Here is a 14,371-nt window from a genome sequence, read left to right on the forward strand (position 1 = left end):
GACACCCCCTGGGGGCGCCGGCGCCTTCCCCCACGACCGCCGGCGCCTTCCCGGCGAGCGCCCGGAGCCCGCACCCCGAGGCGGGCTCCGGGCGCTCGCCCGCTTCCGGCGGCCCGGACGCGGCCGGCGGCGCCCCGGCGGCCCCTCACCCGGCCCCACCGGGTCACGGGTTTGTGACCCGTCCGGACGGACCCTCCGCGCGGACCACGATGAAGCCCGGCATGCGGGGAACACGAGAAGGAGATCCCGGAGCAGCTCCCCCAGGAGGTCAGTGATGTTCGAGGCCGGCGACATCCGCGAATGGCGCGGACACGACGTCGTCGATACGGACGGCGCAAAGATCGGCACGCTGGAGTCCGTCTATGTCGACACCACGACCGACCAGCCCTTCTTCGCCACGGTCACGATGGGCGTGCCGACCCGGCGCCGCCTGGCGTTCGTCCCGCTCATCGGCGCGACCGTCGGCCCGAGCTACGTGAAGGTCGCCTACCCGAAGAAGGTGGTCAAGCAGGCACCGTCGATCGACACCGACGGCGTCCTGCCCGCCACGGAGGAACCCGCCGTCTTCGGCCACTACGAGCTGGCCTACAACCCCGGCGCAGCCGGCGAGCGACGTCTGGCCCGCCGCTGACCGGGCGAGGCACCCGTCAGGGTCGCAGGACGAGCGGGCAGGGCGGCGCGGTGTGGATGTGACTCCAGAGGGCCAGGGCGGCCCCTTCGGCGCGGAGCGGCTGCGGGACGCCGTCGCGCACCTGCCCCGTCAGGTGCGTCAGGAGCTGACCCGCAGGCTCCGCCGGAGCCGACGCGCCCTGCGCGAGGAGGACGTCCGGATCGTGGAGCCGCCGCTGCTCAGGCGCGCGGTCGGGGCCTCCGCCCTCGGCAACTGCATGGAGTGGTTCGACTTCGGCGTCTACAGCTACCTCGCCGCCGTCATCGGAAAGGTCTTCTTCCCCGGCGCCTCACCGGGCGCCCAGGTGATCTCCTCCTTCGCGACCTTCGCCGCGGCGTTCGTGGTGCGCCCGCTGGGCGGTCTGGTGTTCGGGCCCCTCGGCGACCGCCTCGGCCGGCAGAAGGTCCTCGCCACCACCATGATCATGATGGCGATCGGCACGTTCGGCATCGGCGTCATTCCCGGCTACGCCAGCATCGGCCTGGCGGCGCCGGTGCTCCTGCTGCTGGCCCGTATGGTCCAGGGCTTCTCCACCGGGGGCGAGTACGGCGGGGCCACCACCTTCGTGGCCGAGTACTCCCCCGACCGCCGCCGCGGCTTCCTCTCCAGCTGGCTGGACTTCGGCACCTTCGTCGGCTACGCGCTGGGCTCCGCCCTGGTCACCCTGCTCAACTTCGCTCTGACCGATACCCAGATGATCGCCTGGGGCTGGCGCGTCCCGTTCCTGATCGCCGGGCCGCTGGGCGCCATCGGCCTGTACATGCGGCTGAAGCTGGAGGAGTCGCCCGCCTTCCAGCAGCAGCTGGACGAGCACGAGAAGAGCCTCGCCCAGAAGTCGGCGGGCAGCGAGCTGCGGGCCATCGTCAAGAACCACTGGGAGGCGTTGCTCGTCTGCATGGGCATCGTGCTGCTGTACAACGTCACCAACTACATGGTGACCGGCTATCTGCCCACCTACCAGACGGAGACCCTGCACCGCTCCAGCGGCTCCGCGGACCTCCTGGTGCTGGTGGGCATGGTCTGGATCGTGCTGCTGATCACCTTCATCGGCCGGCTCAGCGACCACGTGGGCCGCCGCCCCGTCTACGCGGTGGCGGCCGCCGCTATGATCGTCCTCTCCGTCCCCGCCTTCCTGCTGATCAGGATGCACGGCACCTGGCCGCCGGTCCTCGGCGTGCTGATCCTGTCCTCCCTGCTGGCCTGCTTCGCCGCGCCCAGCGCCGCGACCCTGCCCGCGCTCTTCCCGACCGCCGTCCGCTACGCGGCGATGGGCATCGGCTTCAACTTCGCCGTCGCCGCGTTCGGCGGCACCACCCCGCTGGTCACCGCGGCCCTGGTCAACGGCACGGGTGACGCCATGATGCCCGCCTACTACCTGATGCTGGCCGGCGCCGTCGGCCTGCTGACCGTGAAGTTCCTGCCGGAGAGCGCCCAGGTGCCGCTCAACGGCTCTCAGCCGATGGTGGGCTCCGAGCGGGAACAGCGCGAACTGATCACCGTTTCCGAGGCTCTCCACCGCGCCGACCGGGAAGCGGCCTGAGGGTCCACGGACCGGCCGACCGGCGCGAGACGGCTCCGGAACCACAGGCACGGACCCCGCACGAGCGGTCCTGCGGCCTCAAGGGCGGTCCGAAGGCGGTACGTGGATCAGCGTGTCCTCGACCAGGTCCCCCTGGCCCGGGAGCATGAACCCGCACAGCCGGTCCACCGGCGTGTACACGGGGCGGCCGTCCTCCTCGACGCCGTCCTCGTCGGGGAACTCCTCCAGCCGCTCGAACGGCTGGATGACGAACGGGTGGACGGGCGGATCGACCGTGAGCGAGTCCGGGTGCCACTGCCACACCGACCCGTAGTGCCGGTTGTGGACCTCCCCCAGATACCAGGAGGCGACCTGGAGAAAGTCGCCGCCCTTGTCGGCGTCCGCCCTCGCGCAGCTGCCGTCGTAGACGTTCCGCACCAGCTCCTGAAGGCGTCCGATGGACGCCGGCGCGAAGTCCCAGCCACCGTTGTGGCGTTCGCTCCAGGCCGGGAACTTCTTCCGCATCGACTCCAGCCAGCCGTTCAGCAGCGGATTGTCCGACCGCAGCCGGTCCAGCTCCCGCAGGCTCTCGTACTCCTCTTCGGTCATGACAACCGACCGTAGCCTCCGCCGGGAATCGCCCTTGTAACGGTCCTGCGAACGAACCGAGTTGACCGTGTACGCGTCGAACGGGTCGGCGACTCCCGCACACAGGAACTTCTTAAGGTAGGGGTTGCTCTGCGACGTCACACACAGCACGGGGGCCCCTGACGCCACAGAGCCCTGCCTCGCTGGGCCCCCAGGGGGACACACGCATCGTGACTTTATCGACCAGAACAGGGCGACTGCGCGCTCTGGGCCGCTCCTCGCTCACTCTGCTGTGCGCATCCGTCGTGGCCGTCACCGGCCTGACGTCCGCGCAGGCCGCTCCGGCGCCCAAGCCGCTGGATCCGGGCAAGCGCTGCGACGAGATGTACGGCCTGCCCAGCGGCACCAGCCCGACCGTCCCGCTGCCGCGGTTCGACGCCTCCCGCGCCAAGTCCCAGTGGGACACCTACGAGTACGTCAACCCGGCCAAGCAGTGGGACGGCCTCCAGGGCCCGTCCCAGGAGGACATCGACCGGCTGGACAAGCTGGCGAAGCAGCCTCCGAAGTCCAAGCCGGTCGACCGGATCTGGTGGTCCTGGCTCCAGGCCAGGAAGAAGAACCCCAGCGCGTGGGCGAAGTTCACGGACTGGCGTGACGCCAAGTACATCACCAACTCCGGGAACTACCCGCGGGGTTACGCTTTCGAACGCAAGGTGATCAAGGACCACGGGCTGGTCGGACCGGACTGGATCTGCCAGAAGGAGGTCGAGTTCAAGGACCCCGACACCGGCAAGACCTACCGGCGCAAGCTCGACGCCTACAACACGCGGACGAAGCAGATCCTGGAGATCAAGTCCAACGGCTCCCCGGAGCGGGAGCGGATACCCAAGGACCGGGCGTGGGCCAAGGACCCCGCCTGGAAGGACTCCCGGATGAAGTATGTCTTCGCCGAGGAGCAGAAGAGCGACGCGAAGAACTTCCTGCGAGAGCTGAGGCAGACCGCCGGCGGCAACCGGGTCACCGAGTACAACTACCGCTCCGACCGCGTGGAACTCGCCCCGAAGGGCGGCCAGCGGGCGACGAGCAACCTGTTGCAGCCACCCGGCCGGTCCGGCAGCAGCCGGGGCGGCGCCACCGACCTCATCCGCCAGTCCCGGCCGACTCCGGCGGACATGGCGCGGCAGCTGGAGCGCACCCGGATGGCCAATCCGGGCGGTCTTCCGCGCGGCCCCGGCGGTGTGGACTTCTCCACCTTGGACCTGAAGTACATCGGCAAGCCGGTCAAGGGCAAGGGCGTCGACTTCGCGTTCGACGCGAAGGAGGATCCCAGCGAGCGGTCCGGCTGGGGCGGCAAGGCGAAGGCCCAGCTCATCTCCGACGCGTTCTTCACCTGGCTGGCCCTGACCCCCGACAAGTTCTGGGTCAACCTCAACCCGGACGAGCCCGACCGCATCATGGACGCGAAGTTCGGCAGGACCGACGCCGGTCGCGTGCTCCTGGAGGCCGACCTCCAGATGAAGCACGACTTCTACAAGGCCATGGACCCCAGGACCGACCTGGGCAAGCGGTACTGGGCGGCCCTGCCCAAGGAGAACGGCCGCCCGTGCATGCCCGGTCTGCGCAACTGGATCGAGCCGAAGACCGCGCAGGTCCGCGAGCAGGACGGCGGGATCTACATCCTCGACACCCCGCTGCGCCTGAAGTCGACCGCGCAGACCACGCGCACCCCGGGCCCCGGCGAACCGATCTGCACGCCGGACGAGGCGGAGACCGAGGCGGCCCAGCGCGTCATCGACCGCATGATCGTGCCCGCGGTGGAGAAGACCATCAACACCGCGCCCCAGTACGCGGATCTGCGGCGCGTCTACACCGCCCGGGTCGCGGCCGAGTACATCCGCCAGCAGGACGCCAAGTCGCCCACCGACTACCACAAGATCATCGACAGTGGTGACGTCTCCCGCTGGCCGCTGCGCGCCCCCAACCAGAACTGGACCCGCGAGGCCCTGTTCCAGAAGTACCGCTACATCTACACGCACGGCGAGTTCCAGTACGACATCCCCGCGAACGGCACCACGCAGATCTACATCGTGGGCGGCGTCGACATGAGCAAGCAGCCCAAGCAGAACGTCAGCAAGGCCCGCTTCACCGCCGAGCACCGCTATCTGCCCCGGCAGACGCAGACCGGCGTGCGGACCCTCACCGACGACACCGACGCGAAGGGACGCCTGATCCTCGGTGGCACCACCGCCGCCGATGACACCGGCGGCGGTGGTGGGGAACCGCCGACGCCCACCCCGTCGCACACCACCGCACCGACGCCCTCCCCGACCCACAGCGGTCAGGGCGGCAGCACCCCCACCCCGGCACCGAGCGCCGGCGCCCCCACCTCCCAGGCCCCCGCGCCCGGCGAGCCGGGCGGCGACCTCGCCCACACCGGCAACGACGCCCCGATCGGCCTGATCAGCGGCATCGCCGCGGTACTCGCCGTGGCCGGCGGAGCCCTGCTGTGGTGGATGCGGCGCCGGAAGACCGCCCGGGAGTAGTTCCCCCGGCGAGGGAACACCACCCTGGGGCCCGCACGCAGCCGGCGTGCGGGCCCCTCGCGTTGCCGTGCCACCGCGTCCGCCGGCCGCAAGTGGCTCTCGAAACTTTCGAAGCCCAAGACCAGTCGACGATCCGTCAGGTGCGCAACTCCTTGCCCTGCCCGAAAGAGAACGCCGGTCAGATCGCGAGAAATAGCCTTTGACCAGGCACTACGATCTCACCGGCAAAATTCACCAGCCAGAAAGATTTCGAGACCCCTACCGAAACTGTTGACACCCGCTGGCCACGGTCGGCGCGGTGCCCGGACGGGCACGGCGGCGAGGTGAGTGCGGTCTGGTCGGCGATGGCGAGGTCGTCGCATCGTGTGGCCGGGCCGCGCCACTGCTCCAGCCGGTTGCGACAGCCTTCGGCGGTGGTGCGCTGTCCGTGGGCGGCGGCCGGAACTCGGAGGCCCGTTCCTGGATCTGCCGGCGCACCGGCCCGTCGACGACCCGCAGGACCGGCTCTCGCTCGGCCTCCGAGACGGCGGCGAGGATTTCCGTCGGGCGCCGCAGCTCCCCCGCGCTCATCCCTCGCCCACGAGATCCAGATCTTCGCGTGACGCGGCCGGCAGGATCTCCGGAACCGGCCACTCGCGGCTGAGCGGCAAGGACACGTCCCGCCACCAAGGACGCGCCGGCAGGTCGCCGGCAGGCTCGAAGGGCCGGCCTGGAACGGGCAGAGCGACCGCCTGTCCGACCGCACCGGCCGCGGCCAGCGTCCACTCCCCCGGCTCGGCCCAGGGATGCGGGGCGAGGTTGAAGGTGGCCCAGTGGATGGGCAGGAGAGCGCCGCGCGGCTCACCGCCCTGGAGGTCGAGGTGGGCGCGCAGTGCCTCCTTCGGGGTCATGTGGATGTCGGGCCAGAAGTCGGAGTACGCGCCCAGCTGGATCATCGTGGCGTCGAAGGGGCCGTGCTCGGCGCCGATGTGCTGGAAGCCGTCGAAGTAGCCGGTGTCACCGCTGTGGTAGACGCGGTGCTCCTCGCCCGCGACGACCCAGGACGCCCACAGTGTGTGCTGGGTGTTGCGCAGGCCGCGGCCACAGAAGTGGCGGGCCGGCGTGGCGGTCAGGGTGAGCCCACCGACCTCGGCCGACTCGTGCCAGTCGAGTTCGCGCAGTCGGTCCGCGGACACGCCCCAGTGTTCGAGGTGGGCGCCGACGCCGAGCGGCACGGCGAAGACCGTGTCCGTGCCGGCCAGTTCCTTGATGGTGGGCATGTCCAGATGGTCGTAGTGGTCGTGCGAGACGACGACCACGTCGACCGGGCCGAGGGCCGCCGGCGGCAGGGGAACCGGATGCAGACGGCGGGGGCCGGCGAAGGGGAACGGGGAGCAGCGCTCGCCCCACACCGGGTCGAAGAGCACCCGGTGGCCGTCGATCTCCGCGAGGACGCTGGAGTGCCCGAGCCAGGTCAGGCGCAGGCCCGTCGCCGGGGGCCGGGCGAGGTCGGCGAACGTGGTCGGGTGCACCGGTACGGGGCCCCGCGGGGAGCGGTGCGGGCGCTGCTCCTTGTCGAAGTAGACCTTGGCGAAGTCCAGCATCGAGCCGGAGGGCCGGATCCGCGCGGCGCCTCCGGGGTTCTGGAAGACGCCGTCCTTGAAGTGGGGGGACCGACGGATGCGCGCCATGCGCTCTCCGTCGGGGTCCGCGCCGAAGGCCGGGGGCCCCAGCGCACGCAGTCCGGAGCTCAGGGATCGGATGCCGGCCACGGTGCCTCCCAATGGAGTCGGTGAGGCCTTCCATTATGAAGGGACCCTCCGACGGCCCGGCCGGGGCCGGGGCGCCGAATCGCCGCGGGCGGCCGGACGTCGTCCGTTTCCGCTCTCCGTCCCGCCCGTTGCCCCGCGTTCCGCGCTGCGTCCCGTCCGCCGCCCGCGCTCCGCGCTCGTCTCCGGCCGGGTCTCGCGCGCGCATTTCCTCCGGGTCAGGAGCCACTGAGGTGACCGCGTGGCGAGAGTGCGGTTGAGCGTGGCCGAGCGGCGCGAGGAACTGCTGCGTGCGGCCATCGGGCAGATCGAGGCGCGCGGTGTGGCGGCGGTACGGATCTCCGACGTGGCCTCGGTGCTGGGGGTGAGCAACGCACTGGTCCTCTACCACTTCTCGACGAAGGAGAAGCTGGTCGCCGCCGCGTTCGCGCACGCGGCCGAGGACGACCTCGCCCGGCTGCGCGAGTTGCTCGGCCGGCGTATCACGGCGCTGCGCCGGCTGCGGGCCGCCGTGCGCTGGTACGCGCCCACCGGTACGGCCAAGGGATAACGGCTGTGGATCGAGGGCTGGGCGGCCGCGCTGCGCGAGCCCGCTCTGCGGGACGTCGCACGCCATCTCGACCGGCAGTGGAAGGCGGCCGTCGCCGACGTCGTCGCCGACGGGGTGGCGGCCGGCGGGTTCCGGTGCCCGGACCCGGCGGCCACGGCCCTGCGTCTGACGGCCCTGCTCGACGGACCGGCCGTACAACTGACGTCCTACGGGGGCACGGTGTCCCGGGCCCGGGCCCGGGAGTGGGTGGACGAGGCGCTCGCCCGCGAACTCGGTCTGGAGCGGGAGGCGTTGACTGCGTCCGTCATACGGTGACGGTACGGCCGACACCGCCACGGGGTGACGGTGCGGCCGACAGCGTCGCGCGAGGCCGGGACGGCGCAGGTGGTGCGGCGTGGCAGGGGCGGGCCGGGCCCGGGTGCCCTGTCCCGCCCCGGCACACCCGCCTTGCGGCCGTGTCCGTCAGGCCACCGGTGCGATCCGCGTCCTGATGTCGTCCGGGGACAGCGTGCCCTTGGCCGTCACATGGTCGCCCGACGACTGCCCTCGCAGGCGGCGGCCGATCCACGGCACCAGGTACTCCCGCGCCCAGTGCACGTCGTCGCGGCGGATCTCCAGGGTGCCGCGGGGCGGCAGCGGCGGCCAGGGCTGCTCCGGGTCGGCGGGGACGTCGAGATGGAGGAGCTGGCCGGCGCGCAGGGCCACGCGGGTGTGTCCCTCGGGTGAGAGGTGCAACCGGTCCTCGTCCCAGGCGCGGCGGTCCTGGACGGCCCGCAGGGACCACAGGTCGAGCACGGGGCAGCCGTAGCGGTCGGCGATGGCCCGTACGTGGCCGTTGTAGGTGGCGATCTTGCCGCGCAGGTGCTTGAGCACGGGCACGCCCCGGGTGTCGAAGCCGGTCGTCACCATGACGGTGCCGGCGGCCGAGGCGAGCCGGGCGACCGCCTTCTCGAAGCGTTCCGCCACGTCGTCCGGGTCCGTGCCGGGGCGGATGATGTCGTTGCCGCCCGCGCTGAACGTGACCAGGTCGGGGGCGAGTTCGACGGCCCGCGGGACCTGCTCCGCCACGATCTGGTCGAGCAGCTTTCCGCGCACGGCGAGGTTGGTGTATTGGAAGTCGCCCTCGGGCCGCCGGTCGGCGAGCAGGACGGCGAACCGGTCGGCCCAGCCGACGAACGCCCCGTCGGGGCCGGGGTCGCCGACGCCCTCGGTGAAGCTGTCCCCCACCGCCACGTACGACCCGATCACTGATCTGCTGTCACTCTTCGAATCGTCTGCCACGTCGGCCCATCATTCCCCTTGGAATGTGACCTACGCGACCGTAGGCAAGGGTTGACGGGCGGTGAGAAAAGCCACTCCGTCTTCGGTGCCCGGCCGGGAATACCTGACCGGGGGCCCGGGGACACCTCGTTGCCCCAGGAAGCCGTGTCGTATCGTCGAAGCCGTGCCCGCCGGCGAACGGTGACGGCGGGGCCGAGAGGGAGGAGTCCCCGTGACGCAGCAGGTCCCGTCGACCGAGCCGGAGCTGGCCGGTGTGCGCAACTTCCGTGATGTGGGCGGGCTGCCGACCGTGGACGGACGCAGGGTGCGGAACGGGATGCTGTTCCGCAGCGGCCACCTGGCTCACGCGACCGAGGAGGACGCGGCCTTCCTCGCCTCCCTGGGCCTGCACACGATCTTCGACTTCCGCAACGCGGCCGACAAGAAGCTCGACGGGCCCGACGTCGAGCTGCCCGGCGTGCGCAACGTGGGCGTGCCACTGAGCGATCCGGCGGACGGCGCCGAGTTCTGGAAGATGGTCCGCGACGGCGACCTCGACCAGCTGCGGGGGATCCTCGCGGACGGCAAGGGCGTGGCCCGAATGGTCGCCTCCTACCGCACCATCATCAAGGAGCGCACCGGCGAGCACTCCCAGGTGCTGCACGCGCTCGCGGAGGACAGCGTGCCGGCCCTGATGCACTGCGCCGCAGGCAAGGACCGTGCCGGTCTCTCGATCGCCGTGACCCTGCTCGCCCTGGGCGTGGAGCGGGACGCGATCGTGGCGGACTACCTGGAGTCCAGTGCCAAGCACCGCCGCTACAAGGTGCACCGCAGCAGCACCTCGTCCTCGGCCTACTCCCCCGAGGTCATGGAGCTGCTCGACCCGCTCTTCGACGCCCGCGCCGAGTACCTGACGGCGGCCATGGAGACCATGGAGGAGACCTGGGGTGGCGTCGACGCCTACCTGGAGCGGGGGCTGCGGCTCGCCCCCGAGACCCGGGAGCGGCTGCGGGCGCGGCTGCTGGACTGAGTCGCTGCCGCGCGGCCGCGCCCCGTGGCGGCTACTTGGCGCCGATCTCGAACAGCAGCCAGATGAACGCGGCGAACAGGTGCCCGACGGCGATGTAGATGATCAGGCGGACCCACAGGGCGCGCGGAAACTTGTCTTCCATGTTGCTCATGGCGTCTCTCCTATGTGAGGGCCCAGGCACAGCGTGGCGGTGGGACTCTGCAGCAGGGTGTGGACGAACAGCAGTTCGAGTCCGTCGGGGTCCTCGGCGGCGATACGGTGCGGGGTCAGCGAGTCGAAGTGCGCGCTGTCGCCGGGCGAGAGCAGGTACGTTGTGTCGCCCAGGCGCAGCCGCAGCCGTCCCTTGAGGACGTAGAGCCACTCCTCGCCGGGGTGCACGCGCACGATGTCGCCCTGGGAGCGCTGCGGGACACGGACCCGCAGCGCCTGCATCCCGCGGCCGGGTGAGCCGGCCTGCCAGTAGGTCCAGCCGCCGGCCTCGGTGGGTTCCATGTCCGCGACGCGGACGATCGCGTCACGGTCGGCCACCGTCTCGCCGAGCAGTTCGGAGACCGTCGTACCGTAGATACGGGCCAGCGCGAGCAGCATCGGCAGTGAGGGCTGGCGCTGCCCGGTCTCCAGGCGGGAGAGGTGGGCGGGCGACAGCCCGGCGGCGCGTGCCGCGGCCTCCAGGGTGAGAGAGGCGCGTCGGCGCAGCGCCCGCAGCTGGGGCGCCACGGCGGGCAGGCTCTGCGCCTGCCCCTCCGGGGGCCCGGAGTCGGGGGAGCTCATGGCTCCATTGAGCCGCACTCTTGCCCCTCAGGCAAATTTCTTGCCTGAGGGGCAAACTCGGAAGGAACCGGGTCCGTACCGCCCGAGCCCTGGCCGGGCCCCTGTCGTCACACTCCCGCCCCCAGGGCGGGCGGGAGTGTGACCACAGGGGCCTGAGCCGCAGTGCCTACCGGTTGGCGACCGCCTGCTTGACCAGCGTCTTTCCGAAGTCCCACATCAGTCCGCCGCCGTGTGCGTCGTCCATCACGGCGGTGAAGGCGTCCATGAACCGCTCGACGTCCGCCTCCCCGATGACCAGCGGCGGGATCAGTTTGATCACCTCGAGGTGGTCCCCGGAGACCTGGGTGAGGATCCGGTGCCGCTGGAGCAGCGGCACGACCACCATCTGCGCGAACAGGCCCTTGCGGGCGGCCTGGAGCATGGTCCACCGGCCGCGCAGCTTCAGTGACTTCGGCCGGCCGAACTCGATGCCGATCATCAGGCCCCGGCCGCGCACGTCGGCGAGCAGCTCGTAGCGGCCGACCAGTGCCGCCAGCCGGGACTTCAGCAGCTCGCCGGTGGCCCGCGCGTTGGCCACGATCTGCTCGTTCTCCATCACCGACAGCACCGCGAGCCCCGCAGCCATGGCCTGGGCGTTGGACCCGAAGCTGGCCGAGTGGATCAGCACCCGGTCGATCGAGGAGAAGACCTTCTTGAAGATCCAGTCCCTTCCGAGGGTTGCGCTGACCGGCACATATCCGCCGGAGAGCGCCTTGGCCACGCACACCAGGTCCGGCTCGACGCCGTCCTCGTGCTGGTAGGCGTAGAAGTCGCCGGTGCGGCCGAGACCGGTCTGCACCTCGTCGGCGATGAGCAGCGCCTTGTGCTTGTGCAGCAGCTCCTGGGCGGCGCGCAGATAGCCGGGCGGGGCCTCGTGCACGCCCTTGCCCTGGATCGGCTCGACGATCAGGGCGGCCACGTCGCCCCTCTTCAGCTCCCGGGCGAGCGCGTCGAGGTCGCCGAGCGGGACGGCGGTGTCGGGCAGCAGCGGGGCGAAGCCCTCCCGGAAGCCTTCCTCGCCGTTCACCGACAGGGAGCCGGTGGTCAGGCCGTGGAAGGAGTGCTCGCAGTACAGGATCCGCGGCTTGCCCGTGGCGCGGCGGGCGAACTTCAGCGCGGTCTCCACCGCCTCCGTCCCGCTGTTGCCGAAGAACACCCGGTCCAGGTGCGGGCTGTGGGTCAGCAGCCGCTCCGCCAGCAGCCCGGGCAGCGGCTGGCAGTCGAAGCGGGTCAGATCGGCGAGCGAGGCGTCCAGGACGTCGTGCAGCGCCTTGCGCACCACGGGGTGGTGCCGCCCCAGGCCCATCACCCCGAACCCGGCGAGCATGTCCAGATAGTCGTTGCCCTCGGCGTCCCAGAAGTGGGCGCCCTCCGCCCGCTCGTAGACCTTGTCGAAGCCGATGGTGTGCAGCATGCGCGGCAGTTGGTGGTTCAGGTGCTTGGCGTGCAGCTCGTAGCGCTCGGCGCCGCGCTCGGCCAGCAGGGCGCCGAGGTCGAACTCCGTGGTCATTCAGTCTTCTCCTTGACTGCCGTGACGGCCGGGGCGCTCTGCTGGGCCGGGACCGTACGCTTCGGCCTGGCGCCGGCCGCGTCCGTCACCGCCAGGCTCGCGCTGATCCGTCCGGCGATCTCGACCGGCGTGAGGCCGATGTCGGCCAGCACCTCCCCGCGCTTGGCGTGCGCCAGGAACTGCTCGGGGATGCCGAACCGCCGTACCGGTACGTCCACGTCGGCGTCGCCCAGCGCCAGGGCGACCGCGGAGCCCACCCCGGCCGCCCGGCTGTTGTCCTCCACGACGGCCACCAGCCGGTGCTCGGCGGCCAGCCCCGGCAGCGCCGGGTCCACCGGCTTGACCCAGCGCGGGTCGACGACCGTGCAGCCGACGCCACGCGCCTGGAGCAGCTCGGCGGCCTGGAGGCACACCGGTGCCATCACGCCGACGGCCACCAGCAGCACGTCGGACCGCTCCGCGCGGTGCAGGACGTCCATGCTGCCCACGTGGTCCACGGCCGGGATGTCGGGGCCGACCGTCTCCTTCGGGAAGCGCACCAGCGTCGGTGCGTCGTCCACGGCGACGGCCTCGCGCAGCTGGGCGCGCAGCTGGTCGGCGTCGCGCGGCGCGGCGATCCTCAGGCCCGGCACGACCTGGAGCACGGACATGTCCCACATGCCGTTGTGGGAGGGCCCGTCGACGCCTGTCACGCCGGCCCGGTCCAGGACGAAGGTGACTCCGCAGCGGTGCAGCGCCACGTCCATGAGCAACTGGTCGAAGGCGCGGTTGAGGAAGGTGGCGTACACCGCGACGACCGGGTGCAGGCCCCCGGTGGCCAGGCCCGCCGCGGAGACGGCGGCGTGCTGTTCGGCGATGCCGACGTCCCACACCCGGTCCGGGAAGCGCTCGGCGAACTTGCCCAGGCCCACCGGGTGCAGCATGGCGGCGGTGATCGCCACGACGTCGTCGCGCTCCTCGCCGATCTTCGCGATCTCGTCGCCGAACACGGAGGTCCAGGAGGGGCCGCTGGACGGGACGAGCGGTTCGCAGGTGAGCGGGTCCATCACTCCCACGGTGTGGAAGTGGTCCTCCTCGTCGGCCAGGGCGGGTTCGTAGCCGCGCCCCTTCTCGGTGAGGCAGTGCACGAGCACCGGCCCGTGGAAGCGTTTGGCGCGGCGCAGCGCCGACTCGACGGCCCGCACGTCGTGCCCGTCGATCGGACCGAGGTACTTCAGGCCCAGGTCCTCGAACATGCCCTGCGGGGCAAAGGCGTCCTTGAAGCCCTTCTTGGCGCCGTGCAGTGACTCGTAGATCGTGTTGCCGACGACGGGGGTGCGCTGCAGGACGTCCTTCCCCCAGGCCAGGACCTTCTCGTAGCCGTCGGTGGTGCGCAGGGTGGCCAGGTGGTTGGCGAGGCCGCCGATGGTCGGCGCGTACGACCGCTCGTTGTCGTTGACGACGATGATCAGGGGCCGGTCCCGGGCGGCCGCGATGTTGTTGAGCGCCTCCCAGGCCATGCCGCCGGTCAGCGCGCCGTCCCCGATCACGGCCACGACGTGGCCCTTCTCCCCCTGCACCTGGCGCGCCTTGGCGAGTCCGTCGGCCCAGCCCAGGGCGGTGGAGGCGTGACTGTTCTCGATGATGTCGTGCTCGGACTCCTCGCGCGAGGGATAGCCGGACAGGCCTCCCTTTCCGCGCAGCTTGGAGAAGTCCTGACGTCCCGTCAGCAATTTGTGCACATAACTCTGATGACCGGTGTCCCACAGGATCCGGTCCACCGGCGACTCGAAGACCCGGTGCAGTGCGATGGCGAGTTCCACCACCCCCAGGTTGGGCCCGAGGTGACCCCCGGTCCTGGCTACCGCGTGCACCAGGAAGTCACGTATCTCGTCGGACAGTTCCCCGATCTCCGCCTCGGACAGCGCCTTCAGGTCGCGTGGTCCCCGGATGCTCTCCAGAATGGTCACGCAGGGCCCCCTCTCGGTCCGTGCCGTGTATCAACTCACTGTCACTGTCGGTGTCCCCATGACGGTGGGGGCGCCCGCGACCTTGTTCCGCTCCGTCTCCTCGGCGATCTTCATGGCCTCCTCGATCAGGGTCTCCACGATCTTCGACTCGGGGACGGTCTTGATGACCTCGCCCTTGACGAAGATCTGCCCCT

The 14,371-nt window shown here is 71.1% G+C and carries 11 protein-coding genes and 2 pseudogenes; 5 read left to right on the forward strand and 8 right to left on the reverse strand.

The features are described from left to right. Window positions 1–274: 274 nt before the first annotated feature. Both ACWDUZ_RS29590 and ACWDUZ_RS29595 read left to right on the forward strand, forming a co-directional pair. Window positions 275–631: a PRC-barrel domain-containing protein gene (locus tag ACWDUZ_RS29590; protein WP_451634852.1), complete on the forward strand. Its 357-nt coding sequence runs from the start codon at window positions 275–277 to the stop codon at window positions 629–631. A gap of 52 nt (window positions 632–683) precedes the next feature. Further along, entirely contained in the window at window positions 684–2,210 is a 1,527-nt protein-coding gene (locus ACWDUZ_RS29595; protein ID WP_451634853.1) for an MFS transporter, read from the forward strand. Window positions 2,211–2,288: 78 nt separating this feature from the next. Here the strand turns inward: ACWDUZ_RS29595 and ACWDUZ_RS29600 are convergent, their stop codons facing one another. Continuing rightward, window positions 2,289–2,798 carry a hypothetical protein gene (locus ACWDUZ_RS29600; protein ID WP_451634854.1) on the reverse strand — a complete coding sequence of 170 codons (510 nt, stop codon included), beginning with the start codon at window positions 2,796–2,798 and terminating at the stop codon, window positions 2,289–2,291. A 209-nt stretch (window positions 2,799–3,007) separates the two neighbouring features. Between ACWDUZ_RS29600 and ACWDUZ_RS29605 the strand changes: the two genes are divergently transcribed. Beyond that, window positions 3,008–5,320 carry a hypothetical protein gene (locus ACWDUZ_RS29605; protein ID WP_451634855.1) on the forward strand — a complete coding sequence of 771 codons (2,313 nt, stop codon included), beginning with the start codon at window positions 3,008–3,010 and terminating at the stop codon, window positions 5,318–5,320. Window positions 5,321–5,886: 566 nt separating this feature from the next. Here ACWDUZ_RS29605 and ACWDUZ_RS29610 read toward each other — a convergent pair. Continuing rightward, window positions 5,887–7,071 carry an MBL fold metallo-hydrolase gene (locus ACWDUZ_RS29610; protein WP_451634856.1) on the reverse strand — a complete coding sequence of 395 codons (1,185 nt, stop codon included), beginning with the start codon at window positions 7,069–7,071 and terminating at the stop codon, window positions 5,887–5,889. 259 nt (window positions 7,072–7,330) lie between these two features. Between ACWDUZ_RS29610 and ACWDUZ_RS29615 the strand changes: the two are divergent. After that, window positions 7,331–7,933 (forward strand): annotated as a pseudogene (locus ACWDUZ_RS29615) (TetR family transcriptional regulator C-terminal domain-containing protein). Between the two features lie 147 nt (window positions 7,934–8,080). On the opposite strand, the gene ACWDUZ_RS29620 reads toward ACWDUZ_RS29615, so the two are convergent. Continuing rightward, window positions 8,081–8,866, reverse strand: a complete 786-nt coding sequence (locus ACWDUZ_RS29620; RefSeq protein WP_451634868.1) for an SGNH/GDSL hydrolase family protein — start codon at window positions 8,864–8,866, stop codon at window positions 8,081–8,083. 244 nt (window positions 8,867–9,110) lie between these two features. Between ACWDUZ_RS29620 and ACWDUZ_RS29625 the strand changes: the two genes are divergently transcribed. Then, window positions 9,111–9,908, forward strand: coding sequence for a tyrosine-protein phosphatase (locus tag ACWDUZ_RS29625; protein WP_451634857.1), 798 nt, complete (start codon window positions 9,111–9,113; stop codon window positions 9,906–9,908). Between the two features lie 31 nt (window positions 9,909–9,939). Here ACWDUZ_RS29625 and ACWDUZ_RS29630 read toward each other — a convergent pair whose 3' ends face one another. The 5 genes and pseudogenes from ACWDUZ_RS29630 to ACWDUZ_RS29650 form a co-directional block, all read right to left on the reverse strand. Further along, window positions 9,940–10,059: a DUF6126 family protein gene (locus tag ACWDUZ_RS29630; protein WP_451634858.1), complete on the reverse strand. Its 120-nt coding sequence runs from the start codon at window positions 10,057–10,059 to the stop codon at window positions 9,940–9,942. Beyond that, window positions 10,056–10,679, reverse strand: a complete 624-nt coding sequence (locus tag ACWDUZ_RS29635) for a helix-turn-helix domain-containing protein (RefSeq protein WP_451634859.1) — start codon at window positions 10,677–10,679, stop codon at window positions 10,056–10,058. Before ACWDUZ_RS29635 ends, ACWDUZ_RS29630 begins: the two co-directional genes overlap by 4 nt. A 166-nt stretch (window positions 10,680–10,845) precedes the next feature. Next, window positions 10,846–12,228: an aspartate aminotransferase family protein gene (locus tag ACWDUZ_RS29640; protein ID WP_451634860.1), complete on the reverse strand. Its 1,383-nt coding sequence runs from the start codon at window positions 12,226–12,228 to the stop codon at window positions 10,846–10,848. Further along, window positions 12,225–14,177: a 1-deoxy-D-xylulose-5-phosphate synthase gene (gene dxs / locus ACWDUZ_RS29645; RefSeq protein ID WP_451634861.1), complete on the reverse strand. Its 1,953-nt coding sequence runs from the start codon at window positions 14,175–14,177 to the stop codon at window positions 12,225–12,227. Before dxs ends, ACWDUZ_RS29640 begins: the two co-directional genes overlap by 4 nt. A gap of 30 nt (window positions 14,178–14,207) precedes the next feature. Then, window positions 14,208–14,371: pseudogene (locus ACWDUZ_RS29650) on the reverse strand (flavodoxin-dependent (E)-4-hydroxy-3-methylbut-2-enyl-diphosphate synthase); the annotation flags it as partial.

The organism is Streptomyces sp. NPDC003393, from assembly GCF_053589015.1.

Coding starts and splice junctions, on each gene's coding strand:
- ACWDUZ_RS29590 (WP_451634852.1), top strand. CDS start 275: ATGTTCGAGGCCGGCGACATCCGCGAATGGCGCGGACACGACGTCGTC.
- ACWDUZ_RS29600 (WP_451634854.1), bottom strand. CDS start 2,798: ATGACCGAAGAGGAGTACGAGAGCCTGCGGGAGCTGGACCGGCTGCGG.
- ACWDUZ_RS29630 (WP_451634858.1), bottom strand. CDS start 10,059: ATGAGCAACATGGAAGACAAGTTTCCGCGCGCCCTGTGGGTCCGCCTG.
- ACWDUZ_RS29635 (WP_451634859.1), bottom strand. CDS start 10,679: ATGAGCTCCCCCGACTCCGGGCCCCCGGAGGGGCAGGCGCAGAGCCTG.
- ACWDUZ_RS29640 (WP_451634860.1), bottom strand. CDS start 12,228: ATGACCACGGAGTTCGACCTCGGCGCCCTGCTGGCCGAGCGCGGCGCC.